The organism is Kitasatospora sp. NPDC058063 (genome assembly GCF_042885395.1).
Classification (GTDB): Bacteria; Actinomycetota; Actinomycetes; order Streptomycetales; family Streptomycetaceae; genus Kitasatospora; species Kitasatospora lactacystinica.
This window is the reverse complement of record NZ_JBHVSD010000028.1, coordinates 1-16011: the sequence shown is the minus strand read 5'-3', so window position 1 is coordinate 16011 and position 16011 is coordinate 1. Positions and strand designations below refer to the sequence as shown.

Below are 16011 nucleotides of genomic sequence, written 5' to 3'. Positions count from 1 at the left end.
AGCTTGCGGTGCGATCGTGGACGGCCTCGGCGGCACTCGCCGCCGGGCGCCGAGGAGGATCCGATGACCACTGCCGCCGCCCCGAAGCCGCGGCCCGGGCCCCGGCGGGCACCCGACCGCCCGGGCCACCGGGCGGCGCCGCGTCCGCCGTTCGCCCTCGACCCGCGCGCGGCGCTCGGCCTGATCGCCGCGGGCGTGCTGGGCGTGCTCGCGCTGTGGTGGACGGGCACCCCGGCCGTGGTCGGCGCGGACGGCTGGCTGACCGGCGCCGGCCGGATCACCGGGCTGCTGGCCGGCGGTGCCGCGCCGGTGCTGGTCCTGCTGATGGCCCGGCTGCCGCCGGTGGAGCGCGGGGTCGGCGCGGACCGGCTGGCGCGCTGGCACGCCTTCGGCGGGCGCTGGACGGTGGCCCTGGTCACGGTGCACGTGCTGACGGTCGTCTGGGGCTACGCGCTGACCGACGGGCGCGGGCCGATCGGCGAGGGCGTGGAGATCGTCTTCCACTACCCCGAGATGCTCAAGGCCACCCTGGGCACCCTGCTGCTGCTCGGCACCGGCGCCGTCTCCGCCCGGATCGCACGCCGCCGTCTCCCGTACGAGGCCTGGTACTACCTGCACCTGGCGACCTACCTCGCGGTGGCGCTGGCCTTCGCCCACCAACTGGCCACCGGCGCCGACCTGGGCGGCGGCCCCGGCCGGGCGGCCTGGTACGCGCTCTACTTCGGCACCGCGGCGCTGCTGGGCTGGTACCGGCTGCTGCGGCCGTGGCTGCTCGACCGGCGGCACGGGCTGACCGTCGCCGAGGTACGGCCGGAGGGCCCCGGGGTGGTGTCGCTGTTCCTGCGCGGGCGGCGGCTGGACGAACTCCGCGCCGAGCCCGGCCAGTTCTTCCGGCTCCAGTTCCAGGCGCCCGGGCTGCGCTGGGCCGCCAACCCGTACTCGCTGTCCGCGCCGCCGCACCCACGCTTCCTGCGCTTCACCGTCAAGGACCTCGGCGGGCACAGCGCCGCGGTGGCCGCCCTGCGCCCGGGAACCCGGGTGCGCGCCGAGGGCCCGTACGGGGCGTTCACCGGGCGGGGGCTGCGGCAGCGCCGGGTGCTGCTGCTCGGCGCCGGGGTGGGGATCACCCCGCTGCGCGCCCTGTTCGAAACCCTGCCGGGCGAGCTGACGCTGGTCCAACGGGCCCGGCGGCCGCAGAACGTGCTGTTCCGGGCGGAGCTGGCCGAGGTTGCCCGGCGACGCGGCGCGGCGGTGCACGAGCTGCTCGGCCCGCGCGAGCAGGTCGGCGACCTCGGGGCCGCACTGGCCCGGCTGGTCCCGGACCTCGCCGAGCACGAGGTCTACCTGTGCGGCCCGGACGCCCTGACCGAGGAGGCCGTCCGCGCGCTGCGGGCGGCGGGGGTGCGGCCGGGACGCATCCACCACGAGAGCTTTTCCTTCTGAAGCCTTTCCTTCTGAGCCCGTTCGGCTCGCCCCCGAGCACCCGAGCACCCGAGCACCCGAGCACCCGAGCACCCGAGGAGCGTCCATTCCATGCGCCGAGCCGTCGTCACCAGCGCCGCCACCGCGGCCGGAGTGGTCCTGCTGCTGTCCCTCAAACCGCACGAGGCCGCCGGGCCCGCGCCGGTGATCGGCTCGGGGCCGGGCAGCGGCACCGGCCAGGGCACCACCGCCGGCACCACCGCCGGCTCCGGCACCGGCTCCGGCACCGGGTCCGAGGTCTCGGCACCGTCGAACGCCCCGGCGCCCTCCGCCTCCGCACCCGCGCCCGCATCCGCCTCGGGCGCCACCAGGAAGGTCAGCGGGGACACCGTCAACACCCGCTACGGCCCGGTGCAGGTCCAGGTCACCCTGGCCGGCAGCAGGATCACCGCCGTCGACGTGGTCAAGTACCCGAGCTCCGAACGGCGCGACCGCGAGATCAACACCTCCGCGCTGCCGGTCCTCAACCAGGAGGCGATAGCCGCGCAGAGCGCCCGGATCGACGTGGTCAGCGGCGCGACGTACACCAGCGACGGCTACGTCCGCTCCCTGCAGAGCGCCCTCGACCGGGCCAAGGGCTGAGGCGCCCGTGCTGCGCCACGCCGAGCCCGTGATGGGCACCGTCTTCTCGGTCACCGTACGCGACCGCGCCCCCGGGACCCCGGCCGTGCTGGAGCGGATCGCGGAACGGCTGCACCGGATCGACGCGGTGTTCTCGACGTACCGGCCGGACAGCGACATCAGCCGCCTCGACCGGGGCGAACTCGCCCTGGACGACTGCGATCCGGAGGTCCGCACCGTGCTGGCCGCCTGCCGGGAGGTGGCCGCCGAGACCGACGGCTACTTCACCGACCGGCCGGGCGGCCGGCTCGACCCCAGCGGCTGGGTCAAGGGCTGGGCGGTCGAGCAGGCGGCCGCCCTGCTGCGCTCCTCCGGCTCCCGGCAGTACTGCGTCAGCGGCGGCGGAGACGTGCAGAGCGCCGGCGGACCGTGGCGGATCGGCATCGCCGACCCCCGGCGACCGGGTCTGCTGGCCGCCGTCCTGGCCGGCCACGACCTGGCCGTTGCCACCTCCGGCACCGCCGAGCGCGGCGCGCACATCCTCGACCCGCACACCGGCCGCCCGGCCTGTGCCCTGGCCTCGCTCACCCTGGTCGGCGCCCCGGGCACCGGCATCGCCCGCACCGACGCCTGGGCCACCGCCGCCTTCGCCATGGGCCCGGACCGCGCCCTCGCCTGGGCCGCCCGCCGACCCGGCATCGAGGCCCTGGCCGTACTGCCGGACGGCTCGAAGCGCTGGACCCCGGGCCTGCCCGGGCACCTCCCGGCGAGCGGGCCGGCGGACTGGCGCACCGCCGTCGGCTGACCGGGCGGCCGGGCCCGGCACGCCGGTTCCTCCTGGGCCGCGCTTCCCCGCGCGAAAACGGCGCCCGCTCCATCCGAAACGGTGCCCGCTCCGCGCGGAACTGCGCCACTCCGCACGGACTGTGCCCACTCCGAACGGAACACCCGTCCCGGCGAGGCGAGTTCCGGCCTAAGCCCGCTCCTGCTGCGCCGCCCGCCAGGCCTCCCAGGCCACCAGCGGCGCGAGGTACGACCAGCGCCGCGAGCCGTCCGGGCAGGTGCCGCCCTCGATCAGCTCGGAGACCGTCCGGCGGGTGAACGGCACCCAGACGGCCATGTCGTGCTCGAAGGTGCTGTGGCAGGCCTCGCGGCGGCGGTCGATCTCGGCCGCGTCCAGCCGGGACCGGACGGTGGCCACCAGCGTGTAGCAGGAGGCCGGCTCGCTCCAGCCCAGCCAGGTGATCACGGTCGGCCCGACATCGTCGGGCAGCAGCCCCAACTCCTCCTCCAGCGCCCGCCGGACCAGCCCGTAGAAGTCCTCGGCGGCGCCCGGCTCGTCGCGGTACTTCATCGTCTCGTTGATCCCGACCGTCCACTGCGCCGGGAAGGTGTGGACCGCCAGCGAGCGGCGGAGCAGCAGCAGCCGGCCCAGCCGGTCCCGCACCGCGACGCAGGCGCTGACCATCGTGGGCGGCGCGACGGCCACGAAGCTCGTCAGGCCCTGGTCCAGCGCCTCGTGCAGCAGCCGGGCCGCCTCCGGGTCCTCCCGGCCCATCCCGGTGGTGGCCATGCACTCCGCGTAGTCGCTCTCCGCGATGTCCACCTCGCAGACCCGCGCACCGCCGTGCTCGCCGTGATCGACCGTCAGCCGCGAGATGTACGCGGTGCGGCCCGCCGCACCGGCCGCCCTCCGGCGCACCACCTCCTCGGCCCACCCGGCCGCGTCCAGCACGTGCGGGCGCTCGACCCGCCCGCGGTGCGCCGTCACCAGCGTGCTCGGCGCCAGCGGCCGGGTCGCCGACCAGGTGATCAGCGGCGCCAGCCCGTCCGCCCGCACGTCGTGCGCCCGGGCCGCCGCCGTCAGGCTCGCCCGCCGGACCCGCGGCACCGGCACCCGGGAACCGAGCCGTGAGCCGCCGAACTTGGCGAAGTCGTACACCAGATTGGTCACCACCCCGAGCAGCAGGGCCCCACCGATCCCCAGCAGCCACTCCACCCCGGTTCCCCCACTTCCGCGATCGACCCGCCCCATTGTGGAGGTGTCCGGTACGGCGGCGGAAGAGCCGCGCCCCGTGACGGCCTCCGGGCCGGTCCCGGAGCCGCTTCCAGGGCCGGTGTTAGGGTGATCGAACAGTCGGCTCGGAGGCTCGGAGGACTGAACCATCGTGCGGGCGCCCAGGATTGCCGCGTCCACGGTCCGGTCGGCCGTCCGGTCCGCCGCCCGCTCCGCGGTGCGCCGCTCCCCCGCCGCCGCCGGCCACCTCCTGCTCTGCCTCGGCACCGGGGCGGCCGCGCTGGTCGGACTCTGCCTGCTGCTCGTCGTCCTCGCCCTCTGCCCGGTCGGCCCGGGCCTGCCGCTCCTGCCGCCGGCCCTGCGACTGCTGCGCCGCTTCGCCGAGTTCCACCGCCGGCGGGCCGGCCGGCGGCTGGGCGGCGACCGGCCGCGCACCCCGTACCGCGACCGGACGTCCCTGCGCGACCCGGCCGTCCGCAAGGACCTGGTGTGGCTGCTCGCCCACGCCACCGCCGGGACGGCCCTGTCCGCCGCCGCCCTCACCCTGTGCAGCCACGCCGTCAACTGGCTGACGGCGCCGGTGTGGTGGCGGCTCCTGCCGGACGAGCGCGGGAGCATCATCCTGCTGACCGTCGACTCCTGGCCGGTGGCCGTCGCGGCGGCGGTCGGCGGGGTCGGCTACGCGGTGGTCGCCCTGGCCGTGCTGGCGCCCGCCGCCGACCTGCACGCCCGGGCCTCCCGCCGGCTGCTCGTCGCCCAGCCCCGCGCCTCGCTGGCCCGGCGCGTCCAGGAGCTGACCACCACCCGGTCCGAGGCGCTGGACGCCCACGCCGCCGAACTGCGCCGGATCGAACGGGACCTGCACGACGGCGCCCAGGCCAACCTGGTGGCCGTCTCGCTCCGGCTCGGCATGATCCGCCGCGCGCTGGACCAACGTCCCGAGCAGGCGGCCGCGTTGGTGGACTCCACCCAACTCGTCGCCGAGCAGGCCCTGGAGTCGCTGCGCGCCCTGGTGCGCGGCATCCACCCGCCACTGCTCGCCGACCGCGGTCTCGCCGAGGCCGTCCGGTCGCTCGCCGCCCGCTGCGCCGTGCCCACCCGGGTCGAGCCGGACACCAAGGACGGCCGGGGCGAACCGGACACCGGGGACGGCCGGGGCGAACCGGACACCGGGGACGGCCGGGCCGCCCCTTCTCCGGCCGACCCGCCACCGCGCGCACCGGCCGCCGCCGAGGCCGCGGCCTACTTCGTGGTCTCCGAGGCGCTCGCCAACGTCGCCCGGCACAGCGGAGCCCGCGGCGCCCTGGTCCGGCTGCGGATCACCGCGGCCGCCATCGCCGTCCGGGTCGAGGACGACGGCCGGGGCGGCGCCGTCGAGGGCGCCGGAAGCGGCCTGCCCGGCCTGCGCCGCAGGGTCGCCGCGTTCGACGGCACCACCCGCCTGTCCAGCCCGCCCGGGGGCCCGACCATCCTGGAAGTGGAGATCCCGTGCGGATCCTGATCGCCGAGGACAACGCCCTGCTCCGCGAGGGCCTCGTCCTGCTGCTGCACAGCGAGGGACACGAGGTGTGCGCGACCGTCGAGCACGGCGACGACCTGCTGCCCGCCCTGCTCGACCACCGCCCCGACGTCGCCGTGGTCGACGTCCGGCTGCCGCCGGACTTCCGCGACGAGGGACTGCGCGCCGCCGTCGAGGCCCGCCGCCGACTGCCCGCACTGCCCGTCCTGATCCTCTCCCAGTACGTCGAACGCGCCTACGCCGCCGAGCTGCTCGCCCAGAGCGCCACCGGCGTCGGCTACCTGCTCAAGGACCGGGTCGGCCGCGCCGAGGAGTTCCTCCAGGCGCTGCGGCGGGTCGCCGAGGGCGGCACCGCGATGGACCCGGAGGTCATCTCCCAGCTGATGGCCCACCGCACCGGCCCCGACCCGCTGGCCGCCCTCACCGCGCGCGAGCGGGAGGTGCTCGCCCTGATGGCCGAGGGCCACAACAACCCGACCATCGCCCGGCTCCTCTTCCTCGCCGAGAGTTCGGTGAACAAGCACATCGGCAGCATCTTCGGCAAGCTCGGCATGCCCACCCCCGACACCGGACACCGCCGGGTACGCGCCGTCCTCACCTACCTGCGCGCACTCGCGGACAACTGACCACCCGCCGTCCCGCGCCCCGCTCGACGCGCCCCCCGGCACGGACTGCGTCCTTGCGGGGTCCCTCAGGCTGCCACGCCGGGCGCTGCGGGAGTCCGCCTCTTGCTGCCGGCAGAACGGGCCAGGCCCCGAGTCGGTGACTCGGGGCCTGGCCGTGGGTCGTCGTCGCCCGCTCGACGGAGCGGTGACGCTAGGCGCGGATGCGGCGGAAGACGGCGATCAGGAGGGCCAGGGTCAGCGCCAGGAGGATGCCGGCCTCGACGAGTTGGATGGGGACGAGGTGGTCGGCCGGGTGGAAGCGGGCCCAGGAGGCGATGGCCTCGTCGCAGCCGGGGGCGCGGGCGGAGAAGAGGCAGGAGTCGGTGCTGGCGTGGGTGCCGTCGGGCAGGACGATGCCACGGCCGAGGAGCCAGGCGTTGGTGGGTTGGGGGGTGCCCACGGCGGCGATCTGTTCCACGGCCGGGTAGAAGTGGGGGCGGACCCAGAGGACGAGGCCGTGGGCGGCGGCGACGAGGGCGCCGGTGAGGAACATCGCGGGCAGGGTGCGGCGGACGAGTTGGCCGATCAGGACGCCGAGGGTCAGGGCGAACAGGGACCAGGCGATCGGGGCGAGGCCGAGGACCGGGTAGGTGAAGAACTGGAACGGCGGGTCGAAGGCGGCCGGGCCGTGCACGATGTCCGTCCACCACACCCAGGTCATCAGGGAGGCGAGCACGCCGGCGGCGGCCAGGACGGCGAGGCCGGGAACGGCGAGGCGGACGGTCAGCCAGCGGACCGGGCTGACGGACTGGGCCCGGATCAGGCGGATGGTGCCGCGCTCGTACTCCTGGGCCAGCAGCGGGGCGCCGACGAACACGCCGGTCAGCAGCGGGACCGCGGTGACGGCGGGCTGGAGGACCTGGAGGTACCAGAAGTTCGGGCGGTCGATCGGCTCCAGGCGGTTCCAGCACTCGCGCCGGTCCCAGGTTTCGGGGTAGTAGCAGTCGGTCCGGCGCAGTTCGCTGACGATCCCGCTGCTGGCGAAGTGGATCCACAGGAGGTCGGCCACCGCGAGGACCAGCAGGATGCCCAGGGTCCAGAGGAGGAGCCGGTTCTGGCGGAGCACCAGCCAGAGGATTCCGCGCAGGGCGGGCTTGGTGGAGGCCGCGGGAGCGGTGGTGCGGTCGGGCAGGACGGTCGTGCTCATGCGGCCACCTCGTTCGGTTCCTTGCGGTCGGCCGGTTCGGCGGGTCCGCGGAGGTAGCCGAGCAGCAGGTCCTCCAGGCTCGGGCGCTCGCTCTCCCACTCGCCGTCCACCGGCTCGTCGGTGCGGACCAGGGCGATGGCCCGACGGCCGCTGACGCGTTGCTCGACCACCGACTCGGCGGCCAGGGAGGACTCCTGGGCGGCCGGGCCGGTGAGCAGCCGGTGCCCGTCGAGGATCTCCTCCAGGTCGCCGGCCAGCCGGACGCGTCCGCGCTGGACGAGGAGCAGGTGGTCGATGACGCCGTCCAGCTCGGGAAGGATGTGCGAGGACAGCACGATGCTGGTGCCGCGCTCGGCGGCGGACGACATCAGGGCGCCCATCAGCTGGTGCCGGGCGAGCGGGTCGAGGTCGGCCATCGGCTCGTCGAGCAGCAGCAGGTCGGGGAGCTTGCCGAGGGCGAGGGCGAGGCAGACCCGGGTGCGCTGGCCGCCGGAGAGCGAGCCGATCCGCGCGTCGGGGTTCAACTCGCCCTGGTCGACGATTTGTTGGGCTCCGTCCTCATCCCACACCGGGTTGAGCTCGCGGCCCATCCGCAGCGTCTCGGCGACGGTGAGGCCCGGGTAGAGCGGCTTGTCCTGCGGCACGTAGGCGATCCGGGCGCGCAGCCCGGGATCACCGGCGGTGGCGCCCAGCACCCGCAGTCCGCCCTCGGTGGGCGCGAGTTGGCCGGCGGCGAGGGAGAGCAGGGTGCTCTTGCCCGCGCCGTTGGGGCCCACCACTCCGCAGATCCGCCCGGCCGGGACGGTGAGGTCGCAGCCGCGCAGGGCCCAGCCGCCGCGATACCTCCTGCCGAGGCCTTCGGCCTCCAGGGCCGGCGCCGACGCGGGCGCCGTGGTCGTCGGGTCGTCCACCCGGTCCCCCCACTGTTCTCTGTTCGATGTTGCCGAGGGGTCCTCAGACCCCGCTGTCGGAGCCGGAGGCCTTGTTGTCGGAGCCGGAGGCCCCGGTGTCGGAGCCGGAGGCCCCGGTGTCGAAGCGCTGCTCCAGGACGGAGGCCATCAGCGCGGCGATGTCCTCGCGCTCCAGGCCGGCCCCCCGGGCCCGGTCCACCCACCCGACCAGGTCCGCGCGCAGCGGCCCGTCCGCGGCCGCCTCCGGCCGGGCGAGCGAGCGCCGGACGAAGGTGCCGAGACCCGGGCGGGGTTCGACCAGCCCTTCGCGTTCGAGTTCGCGATAGGCCTTCAGCACGGTGTTCGGGTTGATCGCGGTCAGTTCGACCACCTCACGGGCGGTCGGCAGTTTGTCTCCGGGCTGGAGCAGTCCGAGTCGCAGGGCCTGCTTGGTCTGCTGCACGATCTGCTGGTACGTGGAGACGCCGCTGCGCCGCTCAATGCGGTACTCGATCACCGGCGTTTCGGCCTTTCACTAGTTCAATAGTGGAATAGTGGCCCACGGCGGCACGCGGGTCAAGCCGGACCCCCGGAGGGTGTCCCGACAGAGGTCCGTCAGGGACGTCGCAGCAGGAGCAGGCCGTCCTGCTCGACCAGCGGACGGTAGCCGCGCTCCCGGTAGAGGGCCAGCATCCGGGCGGTGTCGGCGGTGGCGCACGGGGCCTGCACGCTCGGGTCGCGCAGGTCGACGGCCACCCACTGCGGTCCGGGGCCCACCGGCGCCCGGCAGACCAGGGTGACCTCGGCCCGACCGGTGAGCTGCGCCGCCAGCCGGTTGGAGGCTGCCACGGCGGCGCCGTCGGGTATCCGGTGGAGCATCGCCCGGGTCTCGGTGAGCCGGGGCGAGGTGCGCCAGGCCTCGGGCATCACCACCTCGTGCAGCGGGTAGAGCGGCAGCGTCACGGCGGTCACCAGGGCGCTGACGGCGAGCGCGCGGCGGACGCGGCGGGCGTCGCAATGCCGCAGGACGTCGACCAGGGCCGCCAGCGCGATCGGCATCAGCACCGCGCTGTAGTGGTAACTGACGCCCCAGTAGTGCGGGTTGGCCGAGAGCAGCCGCCAGGCGAGGGTGGGCACGCAGAGCAGGAGGAGCGGCGAGCGCACACCGGCGAAGCCGGCAGTAGCGGCGAGCAGGAACAGCAGCAGCCACTTGACCGGCGGCCAACCGAGCCGCAGCGGCAGCGCCCGGAGCGAGGCCTGCCCGCCCTGCCCACCGCCGTCCAGCTGCTGCCAGTAGTCGAAGCCCCCGCTCGGGTTGAAGGCCGGCAGCACGACGAGCACGGTGAGCACGGTCGCGGCGAGGCCGACAACGGCGAGGGCGAGCCCGGGCAACGGACTGCGGCGGCGCTCCCGCCGGGCCTGCCAGGCGATCAGGACGCCGACGGCGGCGACCGTCAGCCCCAGGTCCTCCTTGACCAGCAGCAGCGGCAGCGACCAGAGCGCGGCGGCGAGCGGCCGGCGCCGGCCGAGGGCGGTGGCGGCGAAGGCGAGCAGCGGGACGGCGAAGGCGATCTCGTGGAAGTCGTCTGCCGCCGCCCGGACGATCCCCCAGGAAGCCCCGGTGGCGCAGCCGACGACCAGTGCCGCCCTCGCCCCGGCCACCTCGTGGGCCCAGCGGGTCAGCGGGACGACGGCCAGCGCCATCAGCAGCGCCTGGGCGACGACCAGGGTGAGCGCGCTCGGGAAGGCCCGGTAGGCGGGGGCGAGGACGGCGATCAGCGGGTGGAAGTGATCCCCGAGCAGGTGGTAGCCGGGCCCCTTGAGCGGCACGATCGGCGCCTGCCCGTGGGCGTACGCCCGGACGGCCTGCTCGAAGATGCCCAGGTCGTAGGCCTTGGTGAGGCCGCGCCGGTGCCGGTTGACGGCGACGCAGATGTAGAGCGCGGCGAACCCGGCCGCCATGCCCCAGGCGAGCGCGGCGGGGCGGCGGGCGAGCAGGGCCACCAGGGTCGCGAACCGGGCGGAGGGCGCGGAGGGCATGGGGAGCAGGGTTCGCGGTGGGGAGACGGAAGCGGGCATCGGCAAAGTACCCTTTCACTATTTGATTAGTGGAAGGGTGGTGGAAGGCGGACCCGCCGTCAAACCCGGCCGGCCGACGCCGACCGGGCCTTCGGGCTGCCCGCCGAACCCCCGATCCGGCTCACTCCGCGCCCGAGCACCCGAGCACCCGAGCACCCGAGCACCCGAAGGTCCCGAAGGCTCCCGCGACGAACGCTTGACCTTGACGCTGCGTCAGGGTTGGAGGCTTGCCGCATGACGAACGAGAGCACTTCCACCGCCCCGCTCCACCCCCCGGTCGGCGGTTTCCAGGAGGTCGACGGCCGCCACCTCTACCTGCACCGCCAGGGCACGGGCGGGCCCGCAGTCGTCCTCCTGCCCGGCGCCAGCGCCATCGGCCTGGACTACTTCGGTGTCCAGCAGGGGGTCGCGCAGTTCACCACCGCCGTGGTGTACGACCGCGGCGGCACCGGCTTCAGCGACGAGGCCGCACTGCCCCGCACCGCCGCCGAGGTCGCGGCCGAACTGCGCGAACTGCTGCGTGCCCAGGGCGTTCCCGGCCCGTACGTCCTGGTCGCGCACTCGCTCGGCGGCGCGTACGCCCACGGGTTCACCCAGCGGTACCCGCAGGACGTGGCCGGACTGGTCTGGCTGGACGCCTTCCACCGGGACTGGGACGACTACATGCCCGCCGAGGCGAGCCTGGCCGCCACCCAGCGCCTGTCGCCCACCGAGGAGCAGCTGCGGCAGGCGCTCCCCGCCATCCGGCAGCTGTGCGAGGAACTGCTCGTGGACTACCCGGCGGACGTCCGCGACGCGGTGACCGAGTACCACGTGAGCGAGCGCTGGATCCACGCCGGCATCGCCGAACGCGCCTCGATGCCCGAGCTGGCCGTCGAACTGCGGGCCGGGGCGGACCTCCCCGACGTCCCGCTGATCGCGCTCACCCCGCTGGGCGTCGACCCCGGCCAGCAGGCGCTGATGTCGGAGGAGCTCCTCCAGGCGATGCACGACGGCAAGACGCGGCTGTACGCGGACATGGTGGCCAGGGTCTCGAACGGCGAGCAGCGCCTCCTCGCCGACACCGGCCACAGCCAGTTCGTCTTCGAGCGGACCGATGTCGTGGTCCAGGCGATCCGCGATGTCGTGGACCGGGCGGGCCGCGCCTAGACTTCGGCCACGGCCACGGCCACAGCCACGAAGCCTCAACAACGGAACCGGAGCCGGACGGTGCTGACGATCGGTCAACTCGCCGCGACCACGGGCGTGACCGTGCGCACCGTCCGCCACTACCACCAGGTCGGGCTGCTGCCCGAGCCCGAGCGCGACCGCTCCGGCTACCGCCGGTACAGCGCCCAGGCCGCGGTGGACCTCATCCGGATCAGGACGCTCGCCGACGCCGGGGTGCCGCTGGCCCGGATCGACGCGCTGCTGCACGCGCAGCCGGAGGAGTTCGCCGCCGCCATCACCGACCTCGACGCCGAACTGCGGCACCGGATCGACCAACTCGCCGAGCACCGCCGCCGGATCGCCGACCTCGCGAGCGGCGAGCGGCTCGCGCTGCCGCCCGAGGTGGTCGCCATCCTGGACCGGATGCGCGCGCTCGGGGTCAGCGAGCGGTCGGTGCTGCTCGAACGGGACACCTGGATCCTGCACCAGGCCCTGGACCCGGAGGCCATGCGCCGGGGCATCCGGGAGAAGAACGCCAGCTTCGGCGACGCCGAGACGATGCGGTTGTTCCTGCTCTGCGACCAGTCGCTCGACTGGGAACCGGACGACCCCCGTGTGGACCGGCTGATCGACGACCTGGACGCCTGGGAGGCCGCCCACGGGCGGGACAGCAGCCGGCCCGGCAAGCAGGCGGTGATCTTCTCCCGGCTCGCCGAGGCCTCGCCGACCTGGCAGCGCATCCTCGGCGTGCTCGCCCACCGCGCCAAGCAGCGCCGCATCGCCGAGGAACCCCCCGCCGCCGAGGAAGGCCGGGCCGCGGACCCGGCACGGAAGCGTTGACGTCGGATTCACGCCAGCCCAACCCCCGTTCGTACTGCTGGACTTCGGGTCACGAACCCACCACCCAGCGACGGGACCTCCGGCATGCCGACCGGCACCACCCTCCATCCAGCCCCGACCGCCCCGGGCCCGCGCCCCCGGGACGGCGGCACCCTCGCCGTCCTCGCCGTGACGACCGGCGTGTTCTCCATCGTCACCACCGAGATCCTCCCGATCGGCCTGCTGACCCCGATCGGCGCCACCTTCCGGATCTCCGACGGCACGGCCGGGCTGATGATGACCCTGCCGGGCATCGTCGCCGCGGTGGCCGCGCCCCTGGTGACCGTCATGACCCGGCGCGCGGACCGGCGGACCATGCTCTGCGCGCTGCTGCTGGTGCTGACCCTGGCGGACCTGCTCAGCGCCCTCGCCCCCGCCTACTGGGCGGTGCTGGCCGCCCGGATCGTCCTCGGCCTGGTCATCGGGGCGTTCTGGTCGATCGGTTCGGGGCTCGCCCCGCGCCTCGTCCCGGAGCACCGGCGGGCCCGGGCCAACACGGTGATCTTCTCCGCCGTCCCGCTCGGCTCGGTGCTCGGCGTCCCGGCGGGGGTGTTCCTCGCCTCCCTGGCCGGCTGGCGGACGGCCTTCCTCGCGATGGCCGCACTGACCCTCCTCGCCCTGGCCGCCCTCCTGCGGTCCCTGCCGCCGCTGCCCCCGCTGACCGTCACCGGGCTGGGAGTGCTGCGCGGTCTGCTGGCCGGCCGGGGCACCCGGACCGGCATTCTGGTGACCTTCCTGATCGTGCCGGCCCACTTCGGCAGCTACACCTACGTCACGCCCTTCCTCGCCGGCACCACCCACGCCGGCCCCGGCCTGATCACCGCCCTGCTGCTCCTCTACGGCGCCGCCGGACTGCTCGGCAACGTCCTGGCCGGGGGCCGGGCGGCCGGGGCACTGCGTCCGGTGTTCGGCACGACGGCCGTCCTGCTCGCCGCCGCGGCGCTGCTGCTGCCGCTGCTGGGCACCGGCGGTCCGGGCGCCGCCGTCCTGCTGGCGCTCTGGGGCACGGCCTACGGGGCCGTCCCGGTCTGCGCGCTCAGCTGGTTCCTCGCCGCGGCCCCGCACGCCCCGGAGGGTGCCGGCGTGGTCTTCACCTCGGCGTTCCAGGCCGCCTTCTCGATCGGCGCGCTGGCCGGCGGCCTGGCGGTGGACCACTCCTCCCCGGGCACAGTCATGCTGCTCGGCGGGACGGTCGCCCTGCTCGCCGCGGCCGCCGTGTGGCGGCACGGCCACCGGGTCCGTCCCGAACCGACGCGGTGAGACGGCCGACGCCGTAAGACGGCCGACGCGGTGACACACCCCCGGCCGGACCCTGGCCGTCCGCTCCGTCCGCAGTGAGAATGCCGGGGTGCCGTCAGCCCGTCCGTCCCGTACGACGGAGCCGCGGACGGCACCGCCGGCCGGGACGGTCCCGGGCGGCCGAGGACGAGAGGACGGCCGACGGATGGACAGCCAGCGGACGGATCCGGCGTTCCAGGGGCGGTTCGGCGACTACCAGAGCGAGATCTACCTGCGCGGGCTCGGCGGCGTGCTGCCGACGATGCCGATGGCCTTCGCCGAACTGGAGGCGCGTGCGAGCACGGCGCTGGCGCCCTCCGTGCTCTCCTACGTGGCGGGCGGGGCCGGCGACGAGTCCACCCAGCGGGCGAACGTCGCCGCCTTCGGCCGGTGGGGCCTGGTGCCGCGGATGATGGTCGGCGCGCGCGCACGGGACCTCTCGGTGGACCTGTTCGGGATGCGGCTGCCGACCCCGCTGTTCATGGCTCCGATCGGGGTGATCGGCCTGTGCGCCCAGGACGGTCACGGGGACCTGGCCACCGCCCGCGCGGCCGCCCGGACCGGTGTGCCGATGGTCGCCTCCACCCTGACCGTCGATCCGCTGGAGCGGGTGGCCGCCAAGTTCGGCGACACCCCCGGCTTCTTCCAGCTCTACACCCCCACCGACCGGGCGCTCGCCGAGAGCCTGGTCCACCGCGCCGAGGCCGCCGGCTACCGGGGCATCGTCGTCACCCTGGACACCTGGGTCACCGGCTGGCGCCCCCGCGACCTGGCGACCGCCAACTTCCCCCAGCTGCGCGGCCACTGCCTGGCCAACTACACCTCCGACCCGGTGTTCCGCGCCCGCCTCGCCAAGACCCCCGAGGAGGACCCGCAGGCGGCCGTCCTGGAGTGGGCCGGCGTCTTCGGCAACCCGCTGACCTGGGACGACCTGCCCTGGCTGCGCTCCCTCACCGACCTGCCCATCATCCTCAAGGGCATCTGCCACCCCGAGGACGTCCGCCGCGCCAGGGACGGCGGCGTCGACGGCATCTACTGCTCCAACCACGGCGGCCGCCAGGCCAACGGCGGACTCGCCGCCCTCGACACCCTCCCCGACGTCGTCGAAGCCGCCGACGGCCTGCCCGTCCTCTTCGACTCCGGCGTCCGCACCGGCACCGACGTCGTCAAGGCCCTCGCCCTCGGCGCCACCGCCGTCGGAATCGGCCGCCCCTACGCCTACGGCCTGGCCCTGGAGGGCACCGACGGCATCATCCACGTACTGCGCTCCCTGCTCGCCGAGGCCGACCTCCTGATGGCCGTCGACGGCTATCCCACCCTCGCCTCCCTCCGCGCGGACGGCGCACTGCGCCGCACATGACGAGAATTCAGGTCACGAGAGGTCAGGTCGCGACGAGGAATCAGGTCATCGTGTCCACCGGAAAGCGGCGGGGCTTGCCGGGACATTCGGGACGGCCCTACGCTCGAACGGCACAAATCGGGTCCGTACGTTCCCGCACGCTCGGAGGTCCGCCATCATCCGCGTCCTGCTGACCGCCTTCGAACCGTTCGGCCGCGATCCCCTGAACTCGTCCCTGGAGGCGGGCCGGCTGGTCGCCGCCGGTCCGCCGGCCGGGGTGGCCCTTGAGTTCGCCGGGCTGCCCTGGGCGTTCGGCGACTCGATCGCCGAACTGCGCCGGGCGGTGGCCCGGTTCGAGCCGGACCTGGTCATCGCCACCGGCCAGGGCGGCAACCGGCCGGACCTCACGGTCGAGCGGGTGGCGATCAACCTCGACGACGCCGTCCGGACAGCCGACCGGAAGGGCCACCAGCCGCTCGACCAGCCGGTCGTGCCGGACGGCCCGGCCGCGTACTTCTCCTCCCTGCCGGTGAAGGCCTGTGTGGAGGCGGTCCAGCAGGCCGGGATCCCGGCCACCGTCTCCCACACCGCCGGCACCCACCTCTGCAACCACGTCTTCTACGGGCTGGCGCACCTGATCGCCACCGAACGCCCGGAGCTGCGCGGCGGGTTCGCGCGCCTTCCGTACCTGCCGAGCCAGGCCTCCGGCCGGGAGCAGAGCGCCTCGATGTCGGCCGAGACGGCCGCCGAGGGGGTCCGCATCCTGATCCGCAGCGCCGTGGCCACCCTGCACCTGCCGCCCGTCGGCACGGTGGCGGCACCGCGCCGACGAAGCTGGCTGTCCCGCCGGAGCAACTGATTCCCCGGAAACTGGGTTCCGGAGACTTCCGGAAACTTCCGGAAATGCGAAGAACCCCCATCCGGATCCCGGATGGGGGTTCTTCTGAAGAATTGTTCGGCGGCGTCCTACTCTCCCACAGGGTCCCCCCTGCAGTACCATCGGCGC

15 protein-coding genes are annotated in these 16011 nt (G+C 74.8%); 10 read left to right on the top strand and 5 right to left on the bottom strand.

Annotated elements, in window-relative coordinates; genetic code table 11:
* Nucleotides 1-63 precede the first annotated feature (63 nt).
* The 3 genes from ACFVUY_RS35465 to ACFVUY_RS35455 all read left to right on the top strand — a co-directional run bounded on the left by ACFVUY_RS35465 (nt 64) and on the right by ACFVUY_RS35455 (nt 2848).
* A complete protein-coding gene (locus ACFVUY_RS35465) occupies nt 64-1443 on the top strand; it encodes a ferric reductase-like transmembrane domain-containing protein (protein ID WP_387736363.1) in 1380 nt (459 codons plus the stop codon).
* A 90-nt stretch (nt 1444-1533) separates the two neighbouring features.
* Complete coding sequence (locus tag ACFVUY_RS35460) at nt 1534-2064, top strand: FMN-binding protein (protein WP_387736362.1); 531 nt, start codon at nt 1534-1536, stop codon at nt 2062-2064.
* A 31-nt stretch (nt 2065-2095) separates the two neighbouring features.
* On the top strand, nt 2096-2848 hold the full coding sequence (locus ACFVUY_RS35455) for an FAD:protein FMN transferase (protein ID WP_387736422.1): 753 nt from the start codon (nt 2096-2098) through the stop codon (nt 2846-2848).
* Nucleotides 2849-3016: 168 nt separating this feature from the next.
* On the opposite strand, the gene ACFVUY_RS35450 is transcribed toward ACFVUY_RS35455, so the two are convergent.
* A complete protein-coding gene (locus tag ACFVUY_RS35450; RefSeq protein WP_387693473.1) occupies nt 3017-4042 on the bottom strand; it encodes a hypothetical protein in 1026 nt (341 codons plus the stop codon).
* 169 nt (nt 4043-4211) lie between these two features.
* On the opposite strand from ACFVUY_RS35450, the gene ACFVUY_RS35445 reads away from it, so the two are divergent.
* The gene (locus ACFVUY_RS35445; RefSeq protein WP_387736361.1) at nt 4212-5561 is read left to right on the top strand and encodes a sensor domain-containing protein; all 1350 of its coding nucleotides are present in this window, start codon (nt 4212-4214) and stop codon (nt 5559-5561) included.
* Nucleotides 5549-6205 carry a response regulator gene (locus tag ACFVUY_RS35440; protein WP_387736360.1) on the top strand — a complete coding sequence of 219 codons (657 nt, stop codon included), beginning with the start codon at nt 5549-5551 and terminating at the stop codon, nt 6203-6205. Before ACFVUY_RS35445 ends, ACFVUY_RS35440 begins: the two co-directional genes overlap by 13 nt.
* A 190-nt stretch (nt 6206-6395) precedes the next feature.
* Here ACFVUY_RS35440 and ACFVUY_RS35435 read toward each other — a convergent pair whose 3' ends face one another.
* From ACFVUY_RS35435 to ACFVUY_RS35420, 4 genes are all read right to left on the bottom strand, one after another.
* Complete coding sequence (locus tag ACFVUY_RS35435) at nt 6396-7391, bottom strand: hypothetical protein (protein WP_387736359.1); 996 nt, start codon at nt 7389-7391, stop codon at nt 6396-6398.
* Nucleotides 7388-8302: an ABC transporter ATP-binding protein gene (locus ACFVUY_RS35430; RefSeq protein WP_387693468.1), complete on the bottom strand. Its 915-nt coding sequence runs from the start codon at nt 8300-8302 to the stop codon at nt 7388-7390. The genes ACFVUY_RS35435 and ACFVUY_RS35430 overlap by 4 nt, the downstream gene beginning before the upstream one ends.
* 43 nt (nt 8303-8345) lie before the next feature.
* Complete coding sequence (locus ACFVUY_RS35425; protein WP_387736358.1) at nt 8346-8798, bottom strand: GntR family transcriptional regulator; 453 nt, start codon at nt 8796-8798, stop codon at nt 8346-8348.
* 98 nt (nt 8799-8896) lie between these two features.
* Nucleotides 8897-10321 carry a DUF2079 domain-containing protein gene (locus ACFVUY_RS35420; protein ID WP_387736357.1) on the bottom strand — a complete coding sequence of 475 codons (1425 nt, stop codon included), beginning with the start codon at nt 10319-10321 and terminating at the stop codon, nt 8897-8899.
* A 273-nt stretch (nt 10322-10594) separates the two neighbouring features.
* On the opposite strand from ACFVUY_RS35420, the gene ACFVUY_RS35415 reads away from it, so the two are divergent.
* The 5 genes from ACFVUY_RS35415 to pcp all read left to right on the top strand — a co-directional run bounded on the left by ACFVUY_RS35415 (nt 10595) and on the right by pcp (nt 15864).
* A complete protein-coding gene (locus tag ACFVUY_RS35415) occupies nt 10595-11509 on the top strand; it encodes an alpha/beta fold hydrolase (protein WP_387736356.1) in 915 nt (304 codons plus the stop codon).
* 60 nt (nt 11510-11569) lie between these two features.
* Nucleotides 11570-12349 carry a MerR family transcriptional regulator gene (locus ACFVUY_RS35410; protein WP_387736355.1) on the top strand — a complete coding sequence of 260 codons (780 nt, stop codon included), beginning with the start codon at nt 11570-11572 and terminating at the stop codon, nt 12347-12349.
* 84 nt (nt 12350-12433) lie between these two features.
* Complete coding sequence (locus ACFVUY_RS35405) at nt 12434-13648, top strand: MFS transporter (RefSeq protein WP_387736354.1); 1215 nt, start codon at nt 12434-12436, stop codon at nt 13646-13648.
* Between the two features lie 184 nt (nt 13649-13832).
* Complete coding sequence (locus ACFVUY_RS35400) at nt 13833-15026, top strand: alpha-hydroxy-acid oxidizing protein (protein ID WP_387736353.1); 1194 nt, start codon at nt 13833-13835, stop codon at nt 15024-15026.
* Between the two features lie 154 nt (nt 15027-15180).
* A complete protein-coding gene (gene pcp / locus ACFVUY_RS35395) occupies nt 15181-15864 on the top strand; it encodes a pyroglutamyl-peptidase I (protein WP_380636312.1) in 684 nt (227 codons plus the stop codon).
* The last annotated feature ends 147 nt before the right edge of the window (nt 15865-16011 follow it).